Source organism: Paraburkholderia haematera, assembly GCF_905220975.1.
Taxonomy (GTDB): Bacteria; Pseudomonadota; Gammaproteobacteria; order Burkholderiales; family Burkholderiaceae; genus Paraburkholderia; species Paraburkholderia haematera.
In genome coordinates this window covers 16,419-28,388 of record NZ_CAJNBK010000030.1, presented here as the reverse complement: position 1 = coordinate 28,388, position 11,970 = coordinate 16,419, and the positions used below count along the sequence as shown (strand labels likewise).

Annotated in this window: 12 protein-coding genes, 1 tRNA gene and 2 pseudogenes; 6 read left to right on the top strand and 9 right to left on the bottom strand. The window is 62.5% G+C overall.

What is annotated here, in order from left to right:
- Nucleotides 1-37 precede the first annotated feature (37 nt).
- Nucleotides 38-376, bottom strand: a complete 339-nt coding sequence (locus KHO23_RS30730; RefSeq protein ID WP_211616218.1) for a YkgJ family cysteine cluster protein — start codon at nt 374-376, stop codon at nt 38-40.
- A gap of 244 nt (nt 377-620) precedes the next feature.
- On the opposite strand from KHO23_RS30730, the gene hemN reads away from it, so the two are divergent.
- The 3 genes from hemN (at nt 621) to KHO23_RS30715 (ending at nt 2,808) form a co-directional block, all read left to right on the top strand.
- A complete protein-coding gene (gene hemN, locus KHO23_RS30725; RefSeq protein WP_211616217.1) occupies nt 621-2,006 on the top strand; it encodes an oxygen-independent coproporphyrinogen III oxidase in 1,386 nt (461 codons plus the stop codon).
- 106 nt (nt 2,007-2,112) lie between these two features.
- Nucleotides 2,113-2,197: transfer RNA gene (locus KHO23_RS30720), tRNA-Leu, on the top strand.
- A gap of 443 nt (nt 2,198-2,640) precedes the next feature.
- Nucleotides 2,641-2,808: a hypothetical protein gene (locus KHO23_RS30715; protein WP_211616215.1), complete on the top strand. Its 168-nt coding sequence runs from the start codon at nt 2,641-2,643 to the stop codon at nt 2,806-2,808.
- Here KHO23_RS30715 and KHO23_RS30710 read toward each other — a convergent pair.
- Entirely contained in the window at nt 2,775-3,278 is a 504-nt protein-coding gene (locus KHO23_RS30710; protein ID WP_211616213.1) for a DUF2244 domain-containing protein, read from the bottom strand. The two genes, KHO23_RS30715 and KHO23_RS30710, sit on opposite strands and share 34 nt — an antisense overlap.
- 58 nt (nt 3,279-3,336) lie before the next feature.
- A complete protein-coding gene (locus KHO23_RS30705) occupies nt 3,337-3,858 on the bottom strand; it encodes a hypothetical protein (protein WP_211616211.1) in 522 nt (173 codons plus the stop codon).
- A gap of 188 nt (nt 3,859-4,046) precedes the next feature.
- Here KHO23_RS30705 and KHO23_RS35275 point away from each other — a divergent pair.
- Nucleotides 4,047-4,241, top strand: a pseudogene (locus KHO23_RS35275) (hypothetical protein); the annotation flags it as partial.
- Nucleotides 4,242-4,435: 194 nt separating this feature from the next.
- Entirely contained in the window at nt 4,436-4,993 is a 558-nt protein-coding gene (locus tag KHO23_RS30690) for a hypothetical protein (protein WP_211616209.1), read from the top strand.
- Between the two features lie 175 nt (nt 4,994-5,168).
- On the opposite strand, the gene KHO23_RS30685 is transcribed toward KHO23_RS30690, so the two are convergent.
- From KHO23_RS30685 to KHO23_RS30665, 5 genes are read right to left on the bottom strand one after another with little or no spacing between them, the layout of a single operon-like run.
- Nucleotides 5,169-5,510: a cytochrome C oxidase subunit IV family protein gene (locus KHO23_RS30685; RefSeq protein WP_211616207.1), complete on the bottom strand. Its 342-nt coding sequence runs from the start codon at nt 5,508-5,510 to the stop codon at nt 5,169-5,171.
- Nucleotides 5,511-5,518: 8 nt separating this feature from the next.
- The gene (locus tag KHO23_RS30680) at nt 5,519-6,235 is read right to left on the bottom strand and encodes a heme-copper oxidase subunit III family protein (protein WP_211616205.1); all 717 of its coding nucleotides are present in this window, start codon (nt 6,233-6,235) and stop codon (nt 5,519-5,521) included.
- Nucleotides 6,232-6,843 (bottom strand): cytochrome c oxidase subunit 3 family protein, encoded by a 612-nt coding sequence (locus tag KHO23_RS30675; RefSeq protein WP_211616203.1) that lies wholly within the window; start codon nt 6,841-6,843, stop codon nt 6,232-6,234. The genes KHO23_RS30680 and KHO23_RS30675 overlap by 4 nt, the downstream gene beginning before the upstream one ends.
- Nucleotides 6,840-8,597, bottom strand: coding sequence for a cytochrome c oxidase subunit I (gene ctaD, locus KHO23_RS30670; protein ID WP_211616201.1), 1,758 nt, complete (start codon nt 8,595-8,597; stop codon nt 6,840-6,842). Before ctaD ends, KHO23_RS30675 begins: the two co-directional genes overlap by 4 nt.
- A 13-nt stretch (nt 8,598-8,610) precedes the next feature.
- On the bottom strand, nt 8,611-9,759 hold the full coding sequence (locus tag KHO23_RS30665; protein WP_211616199.1) for a c-type cytochrome: 1,149 nt from the start codon (nt 9,757-9,759) through the stop codon (nt 8,611-8,613).
- A gap of 301 nt (nt 9,760-10,060) precedes the next feature.
- Between KHO23_RS30665 and KHO23_RS35590 the strand changes: the two are divergent.
- Nucleotides 10,061-10,414, top strand: a pseudogene (locus KHO23_RS35590) (hypothetical protein); the annotation flags it as partial.
- 51 nt (nt 10,415-10,465) lie between these two features.
- On the opposite strand, the gene KHO23_RS30655 reads toward KHO23_RS35590, so the two are convergent.
- Nucleotides 10,466-11,851 carry an amino acid permease gene (locus KHO23_RS30655; RefSeq protein ID WP_211616197.1) on the bottom strand — a complete coding sequence of 462 codons (1,386 nt, stop codon included), beginning with the start codon at nt 11,849-11,851 and terminating at the stop codon, nt 10,466-10,468.
- Nucleotides 11,852-11,970 lie beyond the last annotated feature (119 nt).

The following is an 11,970-nucleotide window of genomic DNA, read 5'->3' as shown; positions in this document are numbered from 1 at the left end:
TGGGTTGTTTGCCAGAGCCGATGAGCTGGCGGAATCGTTATGCGGGCGATCGGCGCACCGCCGGTTGCGGTTGCGTCAGCGTTTCCAGCTGGGTGAGCCACGCGAGTGCTTCGCTGCGGCTCGTGCCGCACATGTCCATCTGCGGCTGCAAACCGGAACAACACGCCGGTCGCTCCGGCTGTCCGAAGATCGCGCAGCGCAGATCGTCGCCGAGTTGCACGCAGCGCACGCCGGCCGGTTTGCCATTCGGCATACCCGGGATCGGGCTCGAAATCGACGGCGCGATGCAGCACGCGCCGCAATCGGGGCGGCACGCATGACCGGCCACCTGGAACGGGGATTCGCGCTTCAGCACGCTGTTCGGCACATCACTCACGACATTTTTCCTGAACTCGACAACAGACAACACAACAGGCAATACGGCGGGCAACGCAACGCCAGACCCGCATTGTGCCATCGCATCCCGTGCGACCTTTTTACACAATCGGGCGGAGGGTCGCTCACGTAAACTTGATGGCTACGAAAGGCCACGCTAAAGAGGCGTTTGCGCTGTTCGATCCGGTCTCGAGAAGCCGCCGGTTCGTGCCTCTTCAAGGGTGGCTGTCAAACCCGAGCGCCCCATGACCACCGCCAACACGCTATTCCGCCCCGACCTGCTCGCCAGATACAACGCGAACGGTCCACGGTATACGTCCTATCCAACCGCCTTGCAGTTCCGCGACGCGTTCGATCCCGCCGACTATTTACGTGCCGCCGCGGACCCTGGCGCCTCGGCCACCGAGCTCTCGCTGTACTTCCACATCCCCTTTTGCGACACCGTGTGCTTCTATTGCGGTTGCAACAAGGTCGCCACGAAAAACCGCGCGCACGCGCGTCCTTACGTCGCACACCTGAAGCGCGAAATGGCGTTGCAGGCGGCATGTTTCGACACGCGGCGCCCCGTTTCGCAACTGCATTGGGGCGGTGGCACGCCCACGTTCCTGTCGCACGATGAAATGGCGGAATTGATGGCAGCGGCACGCGAACACTTCACGTTAGTGCCCGATACTGAAGGCGAATATTCGATCGAAGTCGATCCGCGCGAGGCATCGCCCGAGACCGTTGCGCATTTGCGCACGCTAGGCTTCAACCGGCTCAGTCTCGGGGTACAGGATTTTGATCCGGTGGTGCAGCAGGCGATCAATCGCATTCAGCCGCTCGAGATGACGGCCTCGGTGATGCAGGCCGCGCGCGACACGGGGTTCCACTCGATCGGCGTCGATCTGATTTACGGGCTGCCGCATCAAACGGTCGATAGCTTCAGCCGCACGCTCGACACGATGATCGAGCTCGCGCCCGATCGCCTTTCGGTGTTCGCCTATGCGCACATGCCGCAGCTCTTCAAGATGCAACGGCAGATGGATGCGGCCACGTTGCCTTCGCCGGCCATGCGCCTCGCGATCCTGCAACGGGTGGTCGAGCGGCTCACGGGCGCGGGCTATGTCTACATCGGTATGGATCACTTCGCGCTGCCCACCGACGAACTCGCGCGCGCACAGGCGCAGCGTACGTTGCATCGTAATTTCCAGGGGTACAGCACGCGCGCGGAATGTGACCTGATCGGCTTCGGCGCGTCGTCGATCGGCAAGGTCGGCGACGTGTACGCGCAGAATGTTAAAGACCTGCCCGGCTATGCCGCGGCCATCGATGCAGGCAAGCTCGCGATCACGCGCGGCGTGCGCCTCACCGCTGACGACCGTCTGCGTCGCGATGTCATCACGCAGTTGATGTGCAATCTGGAACTGCGCTTCGATGAATTCGAGGCCGCGTACGGCATCCGCTTCGCCGATACATTCGAGCCGGAACTCGAACGCTTACGTGGCTTCGAGCAGGACGGGCTGGTATCGGTGAGCGGCAGCAAGCTCGAAGTGCAGATGGCCGGACGCATGCTCGTGCGTAACATCGCCATGGTGTTCGACCGCTATCTCGGCCAGCAGTCGCTCGAACGGTTTTCACGCACGGTATGAGAGCCGGACGGGTGAAGAAGGCAGGCGGCTTGCCCGCCGTCGAATTTTCCGCCATAATCTGCGTCTTCGCCGCGCGCCGTACTCTGGCACGTGTGCTGCAGGACCTGCCCAGGTGGTGAAATTGGTAGACGCAGGGGACTCAAAATCCCCCGCCGCAAGGCGTGCCGGTTCGATTCCGGCCCTGGGCACCATCAGATGGTCCGGCAAAAACCGAAGTATTCCGAGAAACCCCGTAAGATCAATGTCTTACGGGGTTTTTTTATTCCCTAGCGATCCGGGTTTGCGTTCTTCGTTTCGTCGTATCCTGGAGCGCGTAGCGAAGCGCACTGGCCGATATATCCATACCTGCTTCCTTCGCCTGATCGATCAGGCGCTCAAGCGACTACCCCTTTGCACGAGCTGCATTGATATGTGCGCGAAACTTCGGCATTGCATCGCACACGGTAACGCGCTGTTCCGATGGCGGTTTTTCCGTTAGTGCATCGAGCCGTCGGGCAAACTCGTCTCATTGCGCTTTCGTGTAAGTCTTCGATGCGGGCATGACGACCTTCCGTTTGCATTTGGTGATGGGAGGGTTTGAGTCAATCGCCTACCCCGACGCGCTTTATCCGCTGCTGGGCGCGGCAATCTTTGTATGGGCGCGCTCGGCGCCACCATCGTGGCGCCGATCATTGGCGTGAGCATCGAGTGCGGCACCGGCATCGTCGGGGCGCTCGGCGTGTCGCTGTGCGGCCGATCAGACATGCCGGGCGATCATCGGCCGGCAGATCAACAGTCGGCCACGATAAAGCGGCGCAATTGACGCACGAACTCCGCGCGGGCGGCGGCAGGCAGTTGCCGTCCGACGGGAATACGCTGCCAGCCGTCGCAAAGGTAGACGGCGCCATCGCTGTCGCCGAAAGACACGGCCAAGCGGGCAGCATTCATCCGATGCGTCGTGCGGCGTCCGCGCTCGTGTACTTCGACGATCACGAACGGCGGCGCGAACGTCAGCACCTCGCCGTCCGTCGCGTGCCTGGAGTAGACGATAAAGGCGATGCCGACGGCCACGGCGCAAAGCATCGAGAAGAGCAGCGTGAGCCACGCGCCGAATGCGAATGCCACTACCACGCCGATCGCGAGGTCGAGCGCCATGAGGAACACGGTCGCGGCGAGCGACTGCCGCGGCGTGAGGGAGCAGTTGCGCTTGATGCGCCACTCGCGGCTCGGCACACCTCCCTCGCCGTCGAAAGAGCCAGGCCCGTACGACCGCCTGAAGTATGCGTACATCATGTTGTTGCGCGGCGAGCCTTTTCTGCTCCGGAGACCGGTCGATCAACCCGGCACCGGACTACGATGGGCCGCCCGCGTCCGCCTTGACCCCGCGGGATGTGTTGCGCTCCAGTCTCATGTACATGTTCGCCGCCACGATACCGAAGACGATGTGAGCGAACAGGCTGGCCCCGTTGCGTGCTTCTGCGAACCACGGAAAAAACTGTGTCATGCCGTAGAAATTAATCACATAAACGGCTGCAGCGAAAGCGCCACCCGCCAGTGAAGCCATCCCCATGCTCGAGTCAAGGTTGAATGACGTCATGATCAGACCGAGGACAAGCGCGAATACGATGGCAAGGGCAAAATGCGCCACAAAGGCCGCGAGCACGATGCCAATTGAGAATGCTTGCGGCGATTGCAATGCACCTCGTCCCAGCATGATCGCGGCGACCATACGCGGGGGCTCCAGCAGACTTGCGCCCGTCATCAGTGCCATCAGGACAACCCCTAACGCCAGGAACACAACGCCCGCGATGACGCCTGCCAGCACGGCTGCCCGCCAGTCAGGATGGCCGTGTGTGAAATGATGGGAATCCATGTGAAGTTCCACAATTTCTCTCCCGATTGATTCGGATAATTCATTCTAGTACTCCAGCTCGCGGGACTGATAGCGCCGCATGGCTATCGCCACCCCGACGGATGATCCTCGTTCTGGCGACGACGTGGCGTGATGAACAGTAAACGCATGGCTAACAGTCTGAACGGGAGGTGGCGGTGCTCGCCGTCGACGGCTTCGATGCAGACGTTCTACCAGGCGGCGAGGTGAACGCCGACACGATCCGGTTGCTGCCGCAGGCCCAGGCTTTCGTCAAGGCCGACGATGCGCAATTGAAGGCCGCAGGCACGCACGCGTTGCCGACCATCAAACCTCACCTCGCGACGGCGCGGCAACTCGCTGGCGCAATGAAGGGTTCGCCATGAGTGCAAGCGATCGACCAGAACGGCGGCAAAGGAGTAATGTTACATAGCGGACCGTTCAGCGTGGACGGCATGGAACCCGATCGCGGCACCACGGCATAGTCCCGGCGCGTGCCACCGCATGCATCTCTGTCTCGGCGCGGGTAAGGTGGGGCGGCATAGTCTGCAACCGCTAGTCAACGATGGAAGGAGGACACATGTCACTCATCGTCGCAGCACGCTTTACGACTTTCCCCGCCGCTGAAGACGCGGCGCAACGACTCTTCAATGCCGGTTTTGTCGAGGAGGACGTCACACTGTTTTTCGTCAATCCGATCGGCCAGCACGCACGTTTTCGACCCGGCGGCGATATCAGCGCCGACGCAAACGCGAGGGAGGCGCCGAAGGGTGCCGAGATGGGCATCACGATTGGCGCAGCGGTTGGCGCCGTGGTCGGCGTCGGGATCTTCGCGGCGTTTTCGGCGCCGCTTATCATGTCGCTGATCGCGGCCGGGGTAAGTGCGTATGTCGGTTCATTGGTCGGCGCGATGATGCGCACGCATGAAGCCAGCGACGAAGAAACCCGTGATTCCGGCGTGCTGGTGGCCGTACACGTGTCGCCGGACAGCCAGTTGGACGCCGCACGCGTGCTGCGCGATGCGGGAGGCGCGGCGATCGAACGCGCGACCGGCCGCTGGCAACAAGGGCGGTGGGCCGACTTCGATCCGCTCGCGCAGCCTGTGCCGCTCAACGAATTCAGTGAAAAGCACGCCTGATTTGCAGGTGTTTTTCGTCGAGATTTTCAGCGAGCCAGGAAACAAAAACGGCCCGGCATTTGTCGGGTCGTTTTGTATTCAGAGCGGTGCGTTCCACGCACACCCCATGCAGATAGATCCATGAACCCCGCTGCTGCGTTCTATGGCCTTCGACTTCATTAACTCCGCATCTCCATCAGTGGAAGAAGAGTTCCCGCATGCCGAAGGTGTGATGCGCTTCGGCAGCCATCAGCACCATCAGCACCAGCAGGCCCAAGGGCGGTATCAGGATGGCGTACACCAGCGCCAGCCGCTCCCACATCATGTGCATGAAAATCGACACGATCAGCCCGGCCTTGGCGATCATCAACACGACGATCAGCGTCCAGCGCAGCACGCCCTGCACGTGAAAGTAATCCACCATGTACGACATCGTGCTCAGTACGAACAGCAGGGCCCAGATCTTCAGATAGATGCCGATCGGATGCTGCTGGCCGTGCGCGGCGTCGGGTCGATGGGCGGGATCGGTGTGGTCCATGGTCTGCCTCACCACAAATAGAACAGCGCAAAGATGAACACCCACACCAGGTCGACGAAGTGCCAGTACAAGCCGGCAATCTCGACGATCTGGAAGTTGCCGTGCTCGGTGAACCCCGGCTGCAGGATCTTGCGTGCGATCAGCAGCAGGTAGATCACACCGCAGCTAACGTGAAAGCCGTGGAACCCGGTGATCATGAAGAAGCACGCGCCAAACTGCGCCGCGCCCACCGGGTTGCCCCACGGGCGGATACCTTCATGGACGATCAGCTTGGTCCATTCGAAGGCCTGCATCGACACGAAGGTCGCGCCCAGCAGCGCGGTCGCCAGCAACAGTACGGCGGCGCGCTTTGCGTTGCGGCGGTAGCCAAAGTTGACGGCCATCGCCATGGTGCCGCTGCTGGTGATCAGGGTGAACGTCATGATGGCGATCAGCAGCAAGGGCACATCCACGCCGCCCACAGTGAGCCCGAACACCTTGGAAGTGTCCGGCCACGGCACCGTGGTCGACATGCGCACCGTCATGTAGCCGATCAGGAAACTGCTGAAGATGAAGGTGTCCGATAGCAGGAAGATCCACATCATCGCCTTGCCCCACGGCACCTTGAAGGCTTCGCGGTCGGCCGACCAGTCCGTGACGATGCCGCGCCAGCCGTCAGGCCCGGCGTCGGTGGGCGTGGTGGCAGTGGTGGCAGCGGATTCGGTGGGGAGCGTGGGCGTAGTCATGGCGCGGCTCCATACGGCGGCCCGCAGATGGCGGCGACGAACTCAGGGGTGATCCACCACATCGCCGCCAGCAGCACGAGCCAGACGGCCAGCAGGAAATGCCAGTAGATGGCGCAAAGCGCGATGGCGCGGTGGGCTCGGAAGGGGTCCGCTCGCTGGAGAAGCGCGATCGTCACGGCCCAGGCCACCAGCCCGCCCAGCACATGCAACCCGTGCAGGCCGGTGAGCAGGTAGAGGAAGCTATTGGAAGGATTGACGGTGACGGTCTCCCCGGCCGCCGACAGCGTGCGCCAGACGGTCAGTTGTCCGATCACGAACACGGCCGCCAGCACACCGCTGGACACCAGCCACACCGCGCGGTGTAAGGTAATCTGCCGGGCACGCTGCATGGCAATGCTTGCCAGCACCAGCGCGCCGGTGTTCCACCACAGCAGCGCCGGATGCGGGATCGGCTGCCAGTCGGGCTCGCGCATACGCATTGCATAGGCGAACAGCAGCAGTGAAAACAATGCCGTTGCCACCGCCATGAAGACGATCAGGCCGATGCGGCTCGCATTCGGCGAGACAGGTGGCGTGTCAGGAACGAAGGAGCGGGGCAATGTGGTCATTCGCGTGCCTCGCCGGGTTGAAGCGTCGGGTGGGCGGCCGGTTCAGGCGCCGTCGCAGGCGGCTGGTTTTGCGGGACGAAGTCTTCCTCCTGCCCCGGCGGGCTGTATTCGTAGGCCCCGCGGTAAACGACGGGCAGTACGGCGCCCCAGTTGCCATGCACTGGCGGCGTTTGCGGCGTCTGCCATTCCAGCGTGGTGGCCCGCCAAGGGTTGCTGTCGGCACGCTTGCCGCGCACCAGGCTCCACGCCAGGTTGTACAGGAACAGCAACTGCGCCACTGCAACGATCAGCGCAATGACGGTGATGAACGTGTTGAGTGTCTGCGCCGAAGATGGAATGAAGCTGTAGCCCTCATACGCGTAATACCGCCGCGGCATGCCCAGGATGCCGAGATAGTGCATCGGGAAGTAGATCGCATAGGTGCCGAGGAAGGTGACCCAGAAGTGCGCGCGCCCGAGCGTGTCGTTGAGCATGCGGCCCGTCACCTTCGGATACCAGTGGTAGATGCCGCCAAACACCACCAGGATCGGCGACACGGCCATCACCATATGGAAGTGCGCCACCACGAAGTACGTATTCGACAGCGGAATGTCCACGCTCACGTTGCCGAGAAAGAGCCCGGTCAGCCCACCCAGGACGAAAGTGCTGATGAATCCGATGGCAAACAGCATCGGCACGGTCAGGTGGATATCGCCGCGCCACAGCGTCAGCACCCAGTTGTAGACCTTGAGGGCAGTCGGGATGGCGATGATGAGCGTGGTGGTGGCAAAGAAGAAGCCGAAGTACGGATTCATGCCGGCGATGAACATGTGGTGCGCCCAGACCACGAAGCTCAGCGCACCGATGACGATGATGGCCCACACCATCATCTTGTAGCCGAAGATGCTCTTGCGCGCGTGCGTGCTGATGAGGTCCGACGCAATGCCAAAGGCCGGCAGCGCGACGATGTAGACCTCCGGATGCCCGAAGAACCAGAACAGGTGCTGGAACAGCAGCGGGCTGCCGCCGGCATGCTTGAGCGGCTGCCCCATCGACACCACGGCCGGTATGAAGAAACTGGTGCCGAGTGTCCTGTCGAGTAGCATCATCACCGCCGACACGAACAGCGCCGGAAACGCCAGCAGTGCCAGGATGGTCGCGATGAAGATGCCCCACACCGTGAGCGGCATGCGCATGAGCGTCATGCCGCGCGTACGCGCCTGCAGCGTGGTGGTGACGTAATTCAAACCGCCCATCGTTGCCGCGACAATGAAGATCGCCAGCGACACCAGCATCAACACGATGCCCCATTCCGCGCCCGGCGTGCCCGGCAGGATGGCCTGGGGTGGATACAGCGTCCAGCCCGCGCCGGTCGGCCCGCCTGGCACGAAGAAGCTCGCCACCAGCACCAGCACGGCCAGCAGGTAGACCCAGTAGCTCAGCATGTTGAGAAACGGGAACACCATGTCGCGCGCGCCCAGCATCAGCGGGATCAGGTAATTGCCGAAGCCGCCCAGAAACAGCGCCGTCAGCAGGTAGATCACCATGATCATCCCGTGCATGGTGACGAACTGGTAGTAGTGGTTGGCGTCGATGAAACTGAACTTGCCCGGAAAGCCGAGCTGCAACCGCATCAGGTCCGACAGCACAAGGCCGACCAGGCCGATGGCGATGGCCGTCAGCGAATACTGCACCGCGATGACCTTGTGGTCCTGGCTCCAGACATAGCGGGTCCAGAAGCTTTGCTGGGCGTGGTTGGTGTGCGCGTAGGGCATTGCGTCTGCTCCGCTAGGGTTTGGCTGCGCTGATGGCGGCCGGGCCGCCTTGCGATTCGATGTAGGCCACCAGCGCGGTCAGCTCCTGCTCGCTCAGGTCGAAGGTCGGCATGATGGGTGCGAAGCCCTCCACGACGCGGGCCTTCGGGTTACGGATAAAGGCGCGCAGATAGGCTTCGTCCACCTTCGCGGTACTGCCGTCGGCCATCGTTTCGGTCTTGCCGTACAGGCCCTTCCAGGTGGGGCCCACACGCGGACTGCCGTCCACGGTATGGCAGGCGAAGCAGCCCTTGGCCCCTGCGAGCGTCTTGCCCTGGTCAGCGAGCGCCTGGGCGCTGCCGCCTGCAGCGGCGGGTGCGGCCTGCACCCTGGCCTGCTGCCGCTGCGCGAACGTGCTCTGCTGCGCGAGCCAGCGCGAGAACGATGCTTCGTCTTCCACCACCACCACGCCGCGCATGTTGGAGTGCCCGATACCGCAAAGCTGCGCGCACAGGATGTCGTAACGCCCTGCCTTGGTCGGCGTGAACCAGAAGGTCGTCACCATGCCGGGCACCATGTTCATGCGCGCACGGAACGGCGGTACGTAGAAGTCGTGCAGCACGTCGAGCGACCGTGTCAGGACCTGGATCGGCCGGTTGAGCGGCAGGTGTAGCTCGGGCGTCTCGATCAGGTAGTTGTCACGGCCGTTGGGGTCGCCGGGGTTCAGGCCGAAGGGGTTGTCGTTGCTGACGTAGCGCACGTCCGTCGTGCCCAGCTTGCCCCCGGGGCCGGCAAAGCGGAAGCGCCATTGCCATTGCTGGCCGAGCACTTCCATCTGCAGTACGTTGGGCGGCGGCCGTACGAAGTCTGCGTAGACGAAGAGCCCCGGTGCCAGCAACGCTGCCACGCCGACAGTGGTCAGGCCGATCAACCACCATTCCAGCCGCTTGTTGTGCGGCTCGTAAGCAGCGCGATGACCCTTGCGGTGGCGGTAGCGCACCAGTGCGATCACGATGAACAGGTTGATCGCGATGAAGAGCGCGCCGGTGATGACGAGCGTGATCGTCAGCATGTCGTCCATGCGCACCCAGTTCGAGGCGATCGGCGTTATCCACCAGGGACTGGCAAAGTGAAACCCTACCGCCAATACGATGATCAGGCTCAGGGCAATCGCAAGCGCCATAGTCCACCTCGCCGCGCGTCATTCGCTGGAGCCGCTAACAAAAAAGGCTCCTGGCAGAAGTGCCGCCTTGCCGGACTTCGTACTGCCTGCGCCGGCACTTCTGCCAAAACCGCTTCGCTGTGAATTGCAAGCGGCCCTAAAGCAAAGGTAGTCCTCTCCTTTGCATCGTGCAAGGCAGCGCCAGGGGGAAGCGCACCCCATATACGGATCGCGCGAATGGAGGAGTCACTTGCCGCGATGCAATGCAAAACGGCCGCCTCCAGCATGGGTTGCCGAGGCGGCCGTCTCCCAAGGGCGCCGGGTGTTTAGGGTCTGTTCACGTGTGCGACGTGCGGACGACGACTTGCTGCCGGCGCGGATCACATCGCGACATATCCATGTCCTCGCGAATCACCGTGTCGCACTCGAACAGTGACCCGAGGCATCCTTGCTGCAAAGCAGCGACGTCGTGCACTCGCTCGAACGCGGCGTGGCGCTCGGCGCTGCGACCGGCGCGCTTCCCGGCCTCGTGGCACGGGTGTACCCTCCCGCGGAGCTCGCCATTGCGGGCGGCGCCGTCGTCGCATTGACGTTGGCAGGTGCGGGCTTCGGGGCCTGGACGGCCACGATGATCGGCGTCGACGAACCGAATGCACGACTCGAGCGCTTGACAGAATGGCCAGCCAAAAGCACGTGAATGCCTTGGCACCCACGCCGCCAACATGCCCTACTGCCCTGCCATCCGCGCACCGCCATGCATCGCCGCACGCCGCCGCTTGAACACATAGCCGGCCCACATCGCGACCAGCCATGCGGGCACGAGCCACACCGAGACCGAGAGGCCCGGCGTCATTGCCAGAATCACGAGGATCAGCGCCATGAAGGCGAGGCAGATCCAGTTGCTGACCGGGAACCAGAACGACTTGAACACGAGCGTTTCACCCGCTGCCACCATCGCCTTGCGCGACTTCAGGTGCGTCAGGCTGATCAGCGCCCAGTTCAGCACGAGCGCGGCCACCACCAGCGCCATCAGCAAACCGAGCGCTTCGGCCGGAATCAGATAGTTGATGATCACGCACGTGAACGTGGCGAGCGCCGACAAACCGATCGCCATATACGGCACACCGCGCCGGTCGACCTTCATCAGCGCGCGCGGCGCGTTACCCTGTTCCGCGAGACCGTAGAGCATGCGGCTATTCGCATACACGCCGCTGTTGTACACGGAGAGCGCCGCGGTCAGGACCACCACGTTGAGCACGTTCGCGGTCAGCGTCGAGCCGATCTGCGAGAAGATCATCACGAACGGGCTGCCGCCGGCCGCTACCTGACTCCACGGGTACAACGAAAGCAGCACCGCCAGCGAGCAGATGTAGAAAATCAGAATCCGGTAGATCACCTGATTCACGGCCTTCGGAATGCTCTTCTGCGGGTCGGCCGCTTCCGCGGCGGTAATGCCGATCAACTCGAGGCCACCGAACGAGAACATGATGACCGCGAGCATCGTGAACAGGCCATGAAAACCGTGCGGGAAAAAGCCGCCGTCGGCCCAGAGATTGGTGATCGAAGCTTGCGGCCCACCATGGCCGCTGATCAGCAGGTAGCCGCCGAACAGGATCATGCCGATCACCGCCACCACCTTGATGATCGCAAACCAGAATTCGGTTTCGCCGTACGCTTTCACGTTGGCGAGATTGATCGCATTGATGATGGCGAAGCACACCAGTGCCGAGACCCACGTGGGCACCCCCGGCCACCAGTAATGTACGTAGGTGCCGACCGCGGTCAGCTCGGCCATGCTCACGAGCACATACAGCACCCAGTAATTCCAGCCGGACAGAAAGCCGGGAAAGTCTCCCCAATACTTGTAGGCGAAGTGGCTGAACGAACCGGCCACCGGCTCCTGCGCGACCATTTCGCCGAGCTGCCGCATGATCATGAAGGCGATGATGCCGCCGATCGCGTAGCCGAGAATCATCGACGGGCCGGCTGCTTTCAACACGCTAGCGGAGCCGAGAAACAAGCCGGTTCCAATTGCCCCGCCCAGCGCAATCAGCTGGATGTGGCGATTCTTAAGCCCGCGCTTCAGGCCATCTTGCTGCTGTGCACTATTCAAAATTGCGCCCCAGTGTATGGATATCGATCACCCGATCAGACTTATGGTCTGCCCCGGCAGAACCTGAAATTTTACCGCGGCCGATATTAGCTAAATACTGGGACCAACCCGCGCTTGGT